Annotated in this window: 13 protein-coding genes; 4 read left to right on the top strand and 9 right to left on the bottom strand. The window is 65.3% G+C overall.

The features are described 5' to 3' along the window. The coding region (locus tag RT91_RS13215) for an IS3 family transposase (protein WP_035187657.1) at positions 1-560 on the top strand (560 nt) is incomplete at its 5' end. Positions 561-771: 211 nt separating this feature from the next. Next, entirely contained in the window at positions 772-1221 is a 450-nt protein-coding gene (locus RT91_RS13210) for a transposase (RefSeq protein ID WP_240314291.1), read from the top strand. Between the two features lie 162 nt (positions 1222-1383). On the opposite strand, the gene RT91_RS13205 is transcribed toward RT91_RS13210, so the two are convergent. The 9 genes from RT91_RS13205 to RT91_RS13165 are packed head-to-tail and all read right to left on the bottom strand — an operon-like array spanning position 1384 to position 10823. Then, positions 1384-2250: an ABC transporter ATP-binding protein gene (locus tag RT91_RS13205; RefSeq protein WP_082468597.1), complete on the bottom strand. Its 867-nt coding sequence runs from the start codon at positions 2248-2250 to the stop codon at positions 1384-1386. Further along, positions 2247-3074 (bottom strand): ABC transporter permease, encoded by an 828-nt coding sequence (locus RT91_RS13200; protein ID WP_007421436.1) that lies wholly within the window; start codon positions 3072-3074, stop codon positions 2247-2249. The genes RT91_RS13205 and RT91_RS13200 overlap by 4 nt, the downstream gene beginning before the upstream one ends. Beyond that, a complete protein-coding gene (locus RT91_RS13195; protein WP_035187656.1) occupies positions 3074-3910 on the bottom strand; it encodes an ABC transporter permease in 837 nt (278 codons plus the stop codon). Before RT91_RS13195 ends, RT91_RS13200 begins: the two co-directional genes overlap by 1 nt. A gap of 3 nt (positions 3911-3913) precedes the next feature. Beyond that, the gene (locus tag RT91_RS13190) at positions 3914-4912 is read right to left on the bottom strand and encodes an ABC transporter substrate-binding protein (RefSeq protein WP_035187655.1); all 999 of its coding nucleotides are present in this window, start codon (positions 4910-4912) and stop codon (positions 3914-3916) included. A 58-nt stretch (positions 4913-4970) separates the two neighbouring features. Then, complete coding sequence (gene tcuA / locus RT91_RS13185; RefSeq protein ID WP_035187654.1) at positions 4971-6497, bottom strand: FAD-dependent tricarballylate dehydrogenase TcuA; 1527 nt, start codon at positions 6495-6497, stop codon at positions 4971-4973. Next, on the bottom strand, positions 6475-7413 hold the full coding sequence (locus RT91_RS13180; protein ID WP_007421432.1) for a TrmB family transcriptional regulator: 939 nt from the start codon (positions 7411-7413) through the stop codon (positions 6475-6477). Before RT91_RS13180 ends, tcuA begins: the two co-directional genes overlap by 23 nt. Positions 7414-7423: 10 nt before the next feature. After that, positions 7424-8182 carry a phosphosulfolactate synthase gene (locus RT91_RS13175; RefSeq protein ID WP_035187653.1) on the bottom strand — a complete coding sequence of 253 codons (759 nt, stop codon included), beginning with the start codon at positions 8180-8182 and terminating at the stop codon, positions 7424-7426. A gap of 3 nt (positions 8183-8185) precedes the next feature. Next, a complete protein-coding gene (locus RT91_RS13170) occupies positions 8186-9427 on the bottom strand; it encodes a 2-methylaconitate cis-trans isomerase PrpF family protein (RefSeq protein WP_035187652.1) in 1242 nt (413 codons plus the stop codon). Continuing rightward, positions 9399-10823, bottom strand: coding sequence for an MmgE/PrpD family protein (locus tag RT91_RS13165; protein WP_240314288.1), 1425 nt, complete (start codon positions 10821-10823; stop codon positions 9399-9401). The genes RT91_RS13170 and RT91_RS13165 overlap by 29 nt, the downstream gene beginning before the upstream one ends. A 425-nt stretch (positions 10824-11248) precedes the next feature. Between RT91_RS13165 and RT91_RS13160 the strand changes: the two genes are divergently transcribed. Next, the gene (locus tag RT91_RS13160) at positions 11249-12157 is read left to right on the top strand and encodes a tyrosine-type recombinase/integrase (protein ID WP_011930581.1); all 909 of its coding nucleotides are present in this window, start codon (positions 11249-11251) and stop codon (positions 12155-12157) included. A 4-nt stretch (positions 12158-12161) separates the two neighbouring features. Then, the coding region (locus RT91_RS13155; RefSeq protein ID WP_035187651.1) for a transposase zinc-binding domain-containing protein at positions 12162-12809 on the top strand (648 nt) is incomplete at its 3' end.

Genomic DNA, 12809 nt, shown 5'->3' with positions numbered 1-12809 from the left:
AGCGCTGGTCGCTGGATTTCGTCTCCGACGCCCTGACATGCGGGCGCAGGTTTCGGATCTTCGCCGTCGTGGACGATTTCAGCCGCGAATGCGTTCGCTTGATCGCCGACACGTCAATTTCGGGCGCCCGGGTGGCACGCGAGTTGGATATGGCGATCACTGAGCGCGGGGCGCGCCCGCTCATGGTGGTCAGCGACAACGGCACTGAGCTCACCAGCATGTCGATCCTGCGCTGGTCGAAAGAGCGGAACGTGGAATGGCATTACATCGCGCCCGGCAAGCCCCAGCAAAACGGGTTCGTCGAGAGCTTCAACGCCCGGCTCCGGGACGAGTGTCTGAACGAGACCTTGTTCACGAGCCTGCCTCAAGCGAGGTCCGTGCTGGCCGCCTGGCGTCACGACTATAATCATCACCGCCCCCATTCGAGCCTGGGCAACAAAACCCCGGCAGAGGTGGCGGGAAAAATCAGCGGCGCGCCGGGTTGGGGGTTAACCCCCAACCCGGCTGTTGCACCTACGCCCAATCGTGGGCATCACTCGAGGATGAGACTCTACTCCTGAATGGCGGGAACTTAGGGCTCAGACCAGCCGACCCGTCGGCTCCGCACCCATCCTGGTCAGTGTGGCGCCCTTCGGCATGGTCCGAAAGCCGAAATAAGAGACCTGTGCGCGGATAGGCGTAGACAGCGGTTCGGGTTGCTGATTCTCTGTTGCCGTTCGGAGATGGAGAGGTTCAGTGGTGCGACGTCGGATTGGCCAAGAGCTGCTTGCCATGGCGGGACCAGAACGCGACGCGTCTTCGCTCGACGCGCCGTCAGAACTTATTGATTGGCAGCCGATCTCTGATCTGCTTGGGCCGCTCCATCCGGTAAGGAAAGGTGAACCCGGTTGGCCGCCACTGGCAATCGTCAAGGCACTGCGCCTGGCGATGTGGCACGACCTGTCCGACGTCAAACTCGCCGAAGCTCTCGATGACCGCGCTTCGTTCCGCTGGTTCTGCGGCTTTGTGCGGTTGGAGACGACGCCCGAGCGGACAGCTTTCGTGCGCTTTCGCCGCCTGCTGGTGGCACGCCGGCTCGATGGTGGATTGTTCGAGGCCATCACTGCGCAGCTGAAAGCGAAGGCGATCACAGTGAAGACCGGCACCCTGGTCAATACGACGATCATTGCTTCTGCAAATAAGGACGATGGCGAAGGACGCTGGGTCAAGCATAAGAGATGACCCGCCATCCACGGCTTCAAAGCCCAGGTCGGCGCTGATGCCAGCACGGCGCTGGTCGAGAAAGTCTCGGTGACGCTGGCGAACGTCAATGACGGCCGAGCCGGCGAAAGCGGCGGGCCCAAAAACCATCCCTCTGTACGGCGAAAGCCAGTATCCCGTATCTCAGGAGGCCGGATCATCCGACGCATGGCGGCCGATCAGGGAGCGCAGCTCGCGGTCGATTTCAAGCAGTCGCGGATCGTAGCCGTCACGCGGGCGCGGTAGGGTTACTGGAATTGACTGGACGACGCGCGAGGGGCGCGGCGAGAAGACGATGATCCGGTCGGCGAGCCGGATCGCCTCGCGCACATCGTGGGTGACGAAGACAAACGTTGTGTTCTGCTCCCCGGCGATCCGTGAAAGGTCGGCGATCAGCCGGTCTCGCGTCTGCGCGTCAAGGGCGGCGAAGGGCTCGTCCATCAGCATGAACTCGGGTTCGGTGGCAAGCGTGCGGGCGATCGCGATGCGCTGCTTCATGCCGCCGGACAGCGTGCTCGGGTAGGCGTTCTCGAAGCCGGCCAGCCCGAGATGCTGGACGTAATGCTCGGCCCGGGCGCGGATTTCGGCACGGTCGAAGCGGCGCATCATCTCGAGGCCGAACATGATGTTGCCGAGCACGGTGCGCCATGGAAACAGCACAAAGTCCTGGAAGACGATGCCTCGGTCCGGTCCCGGTCCCGCAACCGGCTTGCCGTGCAGCATCAACTCGCCGCCGCTAACCTTCTCGAAGCCGCCGATCATGTATAGCGTGGTTGACTTGCCGCAGCCGCTCGGGCCGAGCAGCACGGTGAACTCGCCGCGGCGGATCTGGAACGAGACGTCCTCGACGGCGACGACCGGTGGGTTGCCGTCCTGCGGAGTGAAGACCTTGTGGAGATTGCGGGCCTCGACGACAATCGGGCCTGCGGCGAGGCCGGTTTCTTGAACCGGTGTGACGCTTCCGTCCATCGTGCCGAGTCCTCCTTCGGTTTCGTGCGTCCTGGCGTTCATACGACCAGCCCCCAACGCTTAAGTGTGCGGCGTTCGAGCTGTGGGAACAGTATCTTCTCGATAGTGAGCCCGAGGAGCGCGATCAGGATAACGCCGGCATACATCGTTGCCACGTCAAAGAACTGACGGGCCGCGAAGATGGTGACACCAAGCCCTTCACCGTGCTGCGTGATGATCTCGGCGGCGATCACTGCACGCCAAGCATAGCCCATTCCGACGCGCAGCGCCGGCAGCATCTGCACCAGCGCGCTCGGTACAATGATGTGGCAGACGGTCGACCAACGGGTGGCGCCGTAGGAGCGTGCGACCCAGAGCTGACGGGCGGCGACCGAGCGGGCCCCCTGCAGCGCCCCGAGATAGAGCGGAATCCAGGCGGAAAAGATGACCGTGCAGACGATCACCGCCTGGCCCACGCCGAGCCAGAGCGAGAGCACGGGGATCGTCACGATCCCGGGCAGCGGGATCCAGAGTGCCACCAGTGGATTGAGCGCGGCGGCAATGTCGTCGTTCCTTCCGGCGAGCAGACCCAGCGCCGAGGCGGCAAGGAGCGCGATCGCAAAGCCGAGGATGAGGCGGCCGAGTGTAGCGGCCGTGGCGATCGCGAGGATGTGGTGCGGCCCAAGGAAGCCTTTCCAGAGGCTGTGCGCGATCGCGGTCGGGCTCGGGACCGCTGGGTTGTGGACGAGGCCGAACCCGACGAGCATCTGCCAGATTGCGAGCAGTGCAATCAGGATCAGCGGGTTGGAATGGCGCCGGACGAAGCCGGCGAGGCGGCCGCGGCGGGGCGGTTCGCAGGCGGTACCGCGAGCGTGGGCCGGCTGCATCACTGACTGCCTCCCGAGGCAATTACGCCCCAGCGGATCGCCGTGCGACGTTCGGCATGGCGGAACAGGGCTTCGATGCCGAAGCCCAGCAGCGCGATCACGACCATGTAGAGATAGATCGTGCGGGTGTCGAAGAACTGGGCGGCCTGGAAGATGGAGTAACCGAGGCCACCGGACAACGCGGTCAGGCTTTCGGTCGCGATCAGGGAGCGCCAAGCATAGCCCATGCCCATGCGCAGTCCGGCGATCAAGGGTACGGCGATCCCGGGCAGTAGGATGTGGCGGAAGACGTCGACTGGGCGGGAGCCGAAGGAACGGGCGGTCCAGTAGTAGCGCCTGTCGACCAGCTTCACGCCCTCATGGACGTAGACCGCGATAGGCACAAAGGCGGTGAAGATCACGACCGTTACGTCGGTCGCGTTGCCGATGCCGGTGATCAGCATGAGGATCGGCACGATGGCGATAGCCGGTACGGCCATTAGTACGGCGAAGACTGGCTGGAGCAGCTTGCCGGCCGGCGGCCACATGGCCGAGATTACGCCGAGCGGCACGGCAAGAGCGACGGCGCAGGCGAAGCCGCCGAGCAGGCGGACCATAGTCAGGGTGATGTCGTGTTCGAGCTGGAACGGCACCGCGCCGCCCTGCCCGGCGAGCACGACGGCCTGGCGGGCAAGCGTGACCGGCCCGGGCAGCAGCACGGTGGGCACGACGCCGAGACTGGACATGGTCTGCCAGAGGAGAAGGACCGTCCCAACCGAGGCGGCACCAATGCAGATGTTGCGCGAGGGACGCCACCGTCCCCTGGCATGCCCCGCCATGCTGGCTGCACCGGACATGGTTCAGTGCTTTTCCTTGGCCTTGGCCATAGTGAAGGCGAGGCGCAGCGGCTCGGGGTCGATCAGCTTGCCGAAATCGGGAACTTTCGCGATCTTGTGTTCCCTGACCATGAAATCGCCGACCCTTTCAAGTGCCGCGATATCGGCCTTCGTGATGTGCATGTCGAAGGTCATATGATTGAAGGCGCGAGTGAAGGCGGCGGGGCTGACCGAGGCGCCGCTCTCGCCGGCGACCTTCGCGGCGAGCTTGCCGGCACCGGTCGGGTCCGTCTTGATGAAGCGATACATGTCGATCATCGAGGCGAGGACCCGCACCACGGCGTCGCGATGTTTCTCCACGAAGGCCTTTCGCGCGATGAGGAGCGACGGATCGGAACTGACCTCGCCGAAGCTCTGGATGACCTTGGCAATGCCCTTGGTCACCAGGATCGAGGGAGTTGGCTCCCAGACCAAAGCGGCGTCGATCTGGCCCGAAGCGAGGGCTGACCCCATGTCCCCGGGTTTCATGTTGACGATGAGGAAGTCGCTGTTCTTCCAGCCCTTCTCCTTAAGATAGAGCTCGAAGATGATATAGGCTCCAGAACCGACCGGCATGGCGATGCGCTTGCCCTTGAGGTCGGCGAGCGACTTGTAGGACGCGCCGGGCTTCACCATCAGCTCATGGCGCTGGCCGCCGGAATGGGTGGCGGCGACGATGACGAGTGCGCCGGATGCGTGACCGAAAGCGCTAAGTGCGGGACCCGATCCGCTGTCGGCTAGATCGGAACGGCCGGAGAGCAATGCCTGCATCGATTGTACCCCCGAGGGCGAGACGGTCCCGGCCACATGCACACCGTAGGGTTCTGCCCAGTTCCTGGCGCGGTAGACGAAATCTTCCGGCACGCGCTGCATCGCGTAGTGAACCGTGGGCAGGCCCGCGCGGGCGAGACGCGGCAGTATCACGACCGCCGGCGCGGCGACGGCGATCGTCATGGATTTCCGTCGGGAAAGAAGCTGGGTCATGGGACGTTTCCTTGTTCTGGCTTCTGGTGATCCTGTTTCGGATGCGATGCACGGGTTCCTACTGGGCGGCGGAACGGCGTCCTTCCCGCGCGGCGAGGATGTGCCGGGCGGCGGATTCACCGGCCTGGCGGCCGAACACGGCGCCGGAGGTGAGACCCGAGCCGCCAGGGTAGTTGAAAGCGAACAGGCCGCCGACCAGTTCGCCCGCCGCGAACAGGCCGGGGATTGGCGCGCCCGCGACATTCTCGACCATCGCTTCGGTGTTCACCTTCAGCCCGCCGAAGGTGAAGGTGATGCCGCAGGTGACGGCGTAGGCGACGAAAGGCGGTTCGGCGATCGTGTTGGCCCAGTTCGATTTCGGCACGGCGAGGCCGGCGGTTCCGCGTCCGTCCTTGACGTTCGGATCGAATGTTATGTCCTCGCGCACGGCTTCGTTGAAGGTGGCAACCGTGCGCAGGAAGCCTTCGGCGTTGACCCCCTCCATGCCGGCGGCAAGTTCCTCGAGCGTATCGCCCCTGGCCTTGGTGACCTCGCGGATCCGGTATTCGTCGCGCAGCAGGTGGGAAACCTTCGCGTCGAACACCTGCCAGGCGAACATGCCCGGCTGCATCAGGATCTCGCGGCCGTATTTCGCGTAGGTGTAGTTACGGAAGTCGGCCCCCTCGTCGAGGAAGCGCTCGCCGCGAGCGTTCACCATGATGCCGAATGGGTAGGAGTGTTTCTGGAACTGGTCGCCGATCGCAAGGTCGCCGAAGGCGGGGGCGTTCAGGTCCCAGCCGACCGCGTGGCAGCCGGACCAGTGGCCGGCGGGCATCGCCCCGATCGCGAGGGCGCTGCTGATCCCCTCGCCGTTATTGAAGCGCGTGCCGCGGACTTTCGCGAGGTCCCAGTCCGGGCCGAGATAGCGCGCCCGCATTTCGGCGTTCGATTCGAAGCCGCCACAGGCGAGGATGACGGCGCGGGTGCGGATGGTGCGGCGCCGTCCACCATGTTCGATGCGGACGCCGCAGATACCCTCATCATCGGTCTCGAGCCCGACCATCCGGGTCTCGTAGGCGATGCGGATGCCTGCGCGGCCAGCCGCCGCATACAGCATGTCAATGAGGCCGGGACCGCCGCCGACCACCTCGCAGGCGACGCCGCCCCAGAAGCGGAACTTGCCGTTCACCTTGAAGGCCTGGCGGCCAAGGCTGGGCTGGAAGCGGATGCCCTGCCGGCGCATCCAGGCCAGGGTAGCCCTACTGCGTCGGACCAGCATTTCGGCGAGGTCCGGGTCGCAGCGGTTTTCGGTGACGCGGAACAGGTCGTCGAAGAACCGATCCTCGGTGTAGCGGCCGAAATCGACGTCTCGCCGGTCCGTCTCGCTGAGTTCGTCGATCACTTCGGCATATTCGTCGAGATCGGCATAGGCGAATCGCATCGCGCCGGCGGTGTAGGCCGAGTTGCCGCCGCGTTCGGCCTCTGGCGCGGCCTCGATCACCAGCGGCACAACTCCCGTCTCGGCGGCCGCGAGAGCGGCGCAGATCGCGGCGTTGCCGGCACCGACGACGACGATCTCCGCCTCATTTGGCCATGGCGCGTCCATGTCCCGTTTCCTCTTCTTGTTTTCCGTTCTTGTTTTTTTTCCGGCGCCGCCGCTCGGCGATCAGCCGGTCGAGCGCGGCCGCCTGAGGGGCCGGCAGGTAGTTCTGGCGCAGGCGCAGCAGCGCCGGGCCGAATTCGGCGTCGAGCTCGCGTTCGAAGCGCGCGAAGATCTCGGCGACGTAGATTTCATGGCGGATCAGGCTCTCGGCGAGTGTGACCACCGGCAGGTTGCGCGTGTGCGCGCCGATGCCGCCTTCCGCCGTGTTCACCGTCAGCGCCTCGGCAAAGTCGATCGCGACGGTGACGAGCGTGTAGCCAAGCCCGACCTCGATGCCGTTGTTCTCGTGCATGAAGATCCGGCTGGGCGGGGCAAGCGGATATTCGTCGACCACCGAGGGATCGCCGAAAACGATGAGGACCACCTGCACGCCGCGTTCGGCCGCGGCGAGAAGCGCGGGACGATGGTCGCGCAGCAGGCGTTCGTGCGCCTTGATCCAGACATGCTGGGTCGCGGAAGCGATCATGCCGGCGATCTTGGCGTGGATCGCCTCGGTGCCGCGCAGCGACCAGACATGTTCCTCGCCGTCCGGGCGGTCGATCTCGGCCAGTATTTCGGCGGCGCGGCGGCACTGCGCTTCGAAGCCGGTCTGCATCCGGGGAAACAGCACCTCGGGGCGGACCGGCGCATAGCGCACCGGGTTCTCGGTGACCGGCTGGCAGGCGCCCTTCTTGCTCAGGGTTTCGAGCGCCGCGTAGACGTTGGCGCGCGGCAGGCCGGTCTGCTTGCCAACCTGGTAGGCGGTGACGGGACTTTCGCGGAGAAGGGCAATATAGGCTTGGGCCTCGTAGTCGGTGAAGCCAAGGCTGCGAAGTGGCTCGATCAGGTCGGTCATCGCCGGTGTGGTGTTCGTTCCCATCGCGCCCGTCTCAGGCCATCAGCCGGTAATTGACGGCGCGCCCGATCCCCTGGCGGAGACCTTCGAGGCGGAGCACCTGGCCGGGAGTGACATTGGCAAGATTGATTTCAGGACCGTAGAGATTCAGCATTTCGGCGTGCTGCTGCGGGAAGCGGTAGGGGTCGGTTTCGATCAGGAGGCTGGCGAACCAGTCCTGCCGCACGAGCGTCCTCATCGCGTTCGCGTCCAGCATGTCGATCTCGCTCTGTTCCACGATCACGTGGGCGACGCCCGCGTCCGTCACGTCGGCCACGAGGCGGCCAAGCTCTTGCACCGTGAAGGCGGCTTCGGGATTCTTGCGCCCGAATTCGTAGATCACTTCGAAGCCGTGGGACTGAAATCGTTCGATGAGCCGAAGCCGCTCGTCGTCATCGAGCGTCACGTAGTTCTCGGAGATTTCGAGCATCGGGATGCCGATGCGTTCGAGCAGCGACAGCATTTCATCGAGCGCACCGCGCTGCCAGGCATATTCGAACAAGATGCCGCCGCTATAGGTCATGATGCCGGCATCGGCGTAGGTGGCAACGATCATCTTCACCGTCGTCTCAGGCATGAGCAGGGAATTGAGCGCGTAGATCTTGGCGTAGTCGATATAGGCGCCGGCGCAGGCGATGAGGTCGTGGATCGCTGCGGGACCGGTCCAGCCGAACGTGTCAGGCCCGAAATCGATCATCGCGGTGATTCCGCGCGCGCGAGGCTTTGGATTATGGCGGGGCAGGGCGAGCTCCATTTCTCAGTCTCCCGCCGGCTTCGCGCCGGAGATGGTGACGACGCGGGCAAGTGCCTCGATTTTCGCCGCGGGAACGTAGAGAACCCCGTCCATGATCGGACGCGCCGTGCGTTCGACCTCGGCTGACCGGATGCGGAACTTTTCGCCCTCAGCAGCGATGTCGGCATTGACGCGAAGCACACCGGCGGGATGGCCGAGCCGGATCGGACCGCCGCGCCAGCCCAGGGCGGATTCGGCGATCACGCTGCCTGCGACTGCGGCGGCGACGGCGGTGCAGATCGACCCGGTGACCGCCAGCGCCTTGTGCGGCCGCTGCATGGACATCTGGCGCACGCAGAGATCGACGTCGCCGGCGCCGACGATCATCCCTTCGGGCGTTTCGTAGTCCTGCGGCGGGGCGACCATGATCACGCGCGGGACGTTAGGGCTCGCCGCGCGGGCGGTCCCGGGTGAGGCGGCGAGGCCAAGCACGGTGGCGGCCCAGCCCCGCACGGCTTCGAGCCGGGCGAGGAGTTCCTCGTCGGCGGCGATGGAGGCTGCACTCTCGGTGCCTTTCCGGCCGAGATCGGACGCGCGGACGAAGACGAAGGGCGTCGCGGCGTCGACCAGCGAGACCGCGGCCGCGACACCGTCGAGGGAGATGCGGTCATACGCGTTACCGGTGGGCAGCAGATGGCCGGAGACCGCGCCAGAGCAGTCGCCGAAATCGAGGCCGATTCGCGCCCCGGTGCCGGGCACGCCCGGAATTGCGCAATCCCCCTCGATCGCGGGCAGCCCGTCCTCGACCGGGATGCGCGCGATGATTACCTGGCCGGTGTTGGTCGCATGGATGCGGACCGTGGTTTCCGGCGCTGTGGGGGGAACGAGGCCGCGTATGATCGCGAACGGGCCGACGCCGGCGAGCATGTTGCCGCAGGTTCCGCCGACGCCGATCTGCGCCGAGTCAAGCGAGACTTGACAGAATGTGTAGTCGACATCGGCGTCCGGGCGTGTCGACGGCGCGACGATCGCGGCCTTGCTTGTCAACGCATCTGCACCGCCGATGCCGTCGATCTGCCGCATGTCGGGTGAACCGAAGGCGGCGAGCAGCAGAGCGCCGCGCTCGCGCTCGTCCGCGGGCAGGTCCTCGCCGAGAAAGAAGCCGCCGCGACTCGATCCTCCGCGCATGAACAGGCAGCGCAGGGATCTTTGCCGCGGATAGCTGACCCGGATGGGTTCAGGCGGCGCGGAGTGCGGGCTTTCCATCGGCCACCACGGTCATGCCGGGAATGATCGAAGCGTTTTCGAGCGTTTCGATATCCATCAGCGTGCGATTGAGTTCGGTGGCGCGCTCGTCGTCGATGGTGAGAGCGGCCATGCCGATGAACTTGCGTTCCAGCTCCTCGGCGGAGAGCGGGTTGGTCGGCTCACCGCGCGGCTCGGAGGATTCGCGGTGGATTGTCTGCCCGTTCCTGAGCCGGATCTCGATCCTCGCCTGGCGGCCGCCCAGGCCGAATGCCGGCTCGGCGACGAGGGTGACGCGGTGCTGCGCGGCGTCGTGGATTTCGGGCATCTCGAAGCCGGCCCAGTAATCGCGCAGGCCGTTGCTGCCGAGGGCGAGAGCGAGCGCGATGCCAAACTGGGTGCTGCCCATGGCCACATTGAGGTTCGGACAGGGCAGTTTCGAGGCCTGGCGGATTGCCAGCTCGCTCATGTGCACGTTAATCCGTTCGACGTCGGCAAGGCGCGCGCCGTCCTCCCAATAGGCAGCCTGGGCAAGGTCGAGCGGGCCATGCGCATAGCGGCAGGCGGCATGTGGCTTGAAGCCGACTTCCATGATCGCGTGACGGGTGCCCAGCCCCTCGACGAGTTCGGCGGCGTCGAAACGGCTGGTGAAGGCGTTGAGGAAGCCTTCGCGCGATTCAAGCGCCTTGCGCGGGCCGGTGAACCCGCTGCGCGCCATGATCGCGGCCATCATGCCGTTCATCGCCCCCTTGCCGGGGCTGAAAGGCTTGGCCATGCAGGAATCGTCGAGATACGCTTGGATGCCTGAGGACTGCATCGCGGCGAGGCCGATGGCGCAGGCGATCTGTTCCTCGTCGCCGCCGAGCAGTTTCGTCGCCATCGCCGCCGCGCCGAGCAGGGCGACAGTACCGGTGGTGTGATAGCCGCGCTGGCGGTGGCCGGGATTGATCGCCTTGGCGATGCGCACGGCGATTTCGTAGGCGCCAACGACGCCGGCGACGAGCTCCCTGCCCGAGCAGCCGGCAAGCTCGGCACTCGCCATCGCGAGGGATATGATGACCGAGCCGCCCTTGATCAGGCCCGAGCCGTGTGCGTCGTCGAGTTCGACGCCGTGACCTAGCATGGCGTTGCAGAGCACAGCCATCGGCGCCGGCACCTTCAGCCCGTAGCCGGTGACCGTGGCTTCGGGCTTGCCGCCCCAGCCACGCACCAGTTCGACTATGCGGGCGGCGGGTTCGGCGATGGCGGAGGCAGCGATCTGGTTACCCACGCCGTCGCGAATGATTGTCTTCGCCTTGAGGATGACCTCTTCGGGCAGATTCTCGTAGCGCAGGCCAGCGAGATGCCTGGCGTAGCGCATTGTCAATCCGGCGATCCGGCTTTCATCGGCCTGGCGATCAAGCAGTCCCTGGTCCACTTTGTTTCCTCCGCGCAGAACGTCGCTGTAATCACTACTACCAAAATCCGAGAGGCATGCAACCCCTTTATGTCCACCTTTTGTGTGTCGACACATCTGACCTGTCCGCATACGCACCAACGATCCGGTCGCTGCATTCGAGGGGACCGCAATCACTGCGTCTTTAGTAGCAAGTCATCGAGCTACGTATTCGTCAGCTACGGCTTTCAGGATTGCTCGAGTTAACCTCGGCGTATCGGCTAGCTGGATACGAGCGCGTGTCCGCTACGCGTGAACGTCCACTAGGTTCAGCCATTCTCCGAAGAACGAACCCGCTGCGCGGGAGGGGGGGGGATCGGCTAGAGACCTGGCCGTTGTGGCTGGATTGAGCGCATTCCGGCGGTGACGGAGCATCTTTGGTTCTTTCAACCGAAAGGAGCCGAACGATGAACGAATCAATCCGCACTGCTGCGATCAGCCCGCTGCGCCAGCGTTTGATCGACGATATGAACATGCGTCGGTTCTCGCGAGAGACACACCGCAATTACCTTCGTGACGTGGGGCGCTTCGCCACATTCCTGGGGCGTTCACCCGATACGGCGACGGCGGAAGATCTTCGCCGCTTCCAGATCGAGCAGCGCGATGCCGGGGTGCCGACACCGACCATGAACAGCATCGTCTCGGCGCTACGGTTCTTTTTCACGCAAACGATCGACCGGCCTGATCTGGCGCGCAAGCTGATCCGGACGCCGCACCCTCGCAACCTGCCCGTCGTGCTCAGTCGGGATGAGGTCGCACGGCTGCTCAACGCGACCACCTGCCTCAAGCATCAGGCGGCTCTTTCGGTCGCTTATGGTGCCGGCATGCGCGTGGCCGAGGTCGCGGCACTGAAGGTCAGCGACATCGACAGCGAGCGCATGCTGATCCGCGTCGAGCGGGGCAAAGGGGGCCGATATCGCAATGCCATCCTGCCAGCGGATCTGCTGATCTTGCTGCGTGAATGGTGGAAGATCGGCCATCAACAGGGCGTGATGCACGCACAAGGCTGGCTGTTCCCGGGCCAGCAAGTGACGAAGCCGATCAGCACCCGGCAGTTGCATCGCGTCGTCGTCGAGGCGGCACGGGCCGCGGAGATCACCAAGAGGGTCGGCCCGCACACGCTGCGCCACAGCTTCGCGACCCACCTGCTGGAAGACGGCGTCGATATCCGCGTGATCCAGGCCCTGCTCGGCCACAGCCACCTCAATACCACCGCGCTCTACACCAAGGTCGCCACGCGCACCGTGCGCGCCGTGATCAGTCCGCTGGACAGGCTGGGGATCGTGACCGCCGACCAGGAGCGCCCCGCCGGCTGAGGCGGTGGGCGCCTCGCTCGAGGTCGCCGATATCTTCCGCGCCGCCGGCCCCGTTTATCGGGCCACCCATGCTGGGCAGCTGAGCCTGCATCAGCTCAAGGTCATGTCGGCGATCGAGCATTGCCGCACCGCCGCCCTGGGCGGTCATGTCGAAGCCTGCGAAGACTGCGGCCATCGGCGGATCGCTTATAACAGCTGCCGCAACCGGCACTGCCCCAAGTGCCAGGGTGCCGCCGCACGCTCCTGGCTCACCGCGCGCAAGGCCGACCTGCTGCCGGTCGGATATTTCCATGTCGTCTTCACCGTGCCGGCCGCGATCGCCGACATCGCCTTCCACAACAAGGCTGCCGTCTATGACCTGCTGTTCCACGCCGCGGCCAAGACGATGCTGACGATCGCCGCCGATCCCCGGCATCTGGGCGCACGGATCGGCATCACCGCCGTGCTCCATACATGGGGGTCGGCACTGACCCACCACCCACACGTGCACATGATCGTGCCGGGCGGCGGCATCTCGCTCGACGGTGAGCGCTGGGTCTCCACGCGGCCGGCCTTCCTCGTGCCGGTGCGCGTCCTGGGCAAGTTGTTCCGCCGCCTGTTCGTCACCGGCCTGCTCGCGCTCTTTGATGCCGGCAAGCTCGCCTTCTTCGGC

Origin of the sequence: Acidiphilium sp. JA12-A1 (assembly GCF_000724705.2) — a bacterium.
In the GTDB taxonomy this organism is placed as follows: domain Bacteria; phylum Pseudomonadota; class Alphaproteobacteria; order Acetobacterales; family Acetobacteraceae; genus Acidiphilium; species Acidiphilium multivorum.
The sequence above is the reverse complement of the archived record's forward strand: the minus strand, read 5'-3'. Positions and strand labels throughout refer to the sequence as shown.

What these genes read in the sequence shown, in the direction of transcription:
- RT91_RS13210 (WP_240314291.1), top strand. Translation starts at nt 772, where the DNA reads ATGGCGGGACCAGAACGCGACGCGTCTTCGCTCGACGCGCCGTCAGAA.
- RT91_RS13205 (WP_082468597.1), bottom strand. Translation starts at nt 2,250, where the DNA reads ATGAACGCCAGGACGCACGAAACCGAAGGAGGACTCGGCACGATGGAC.
- RT91_RS13200 (WP_007421436.1), bottom strand. Translation starts at nt 3,074, where the DNA reads ATGCAGCCGGCCCACGCTCGCGGTACCGCCTGCGAACCGCCCCGCCGC.
- RT91_RS13195 (WP_035187656.1), bottom strand. Translation starts at nt 3,910, where the DNA reads ATGTCCGGTGCAGCCAGCATGGCGGGGCATGCCAGGGGACGGTGGCGT.
- RT91_RS13190 (WP_035187655.1), bottom strand. Translation starts at nt 4,912, where the DNA reads ATGACCCAGCTTCTTTCCCGACGGAAATCCATGACGATCGCCGTCGCC.
- tcuA (WP_035187654.1), bottom strand. Translation starts at nt 6,497, where the DNA reads ATGGACGCGCCATGGCCAAATGAGGCGGAGATCGTCGTCGTCGGTGCC.
- RT91_RS13180 (WP_007421432.1), bottom strand. Translation starts at nt 7,413, where the DNA reads ATGGGAACGAACACCACACCGGCGATGACCGACCTGATCGAGCCACTT.
- RT91_RS13175 (WP_035187653.1), bottom strand. Translation starts at nt 8,182, where the DNA reads ATGGAGCTCGCCCTGCCCCGCCATAATCCAAAGCCTCGCGCGCGCGGA.
- RT91_RS13170 (WP_035187652.1), bottom strand. Translation starts at nt 9,427, where the DNA reads ATGGAAAGCCCGCACTCCGCGCCGCCTGAACCCATCCGGGTCAGCTAT.
- RT91_RS13160 (WP_011930581.1), top strand. Translation starts at nt 11,249, where the DNA reads ATGAACGAATCAATCCGCACTGCTGCGATCAGCCCGCTGCGCCAGCGT.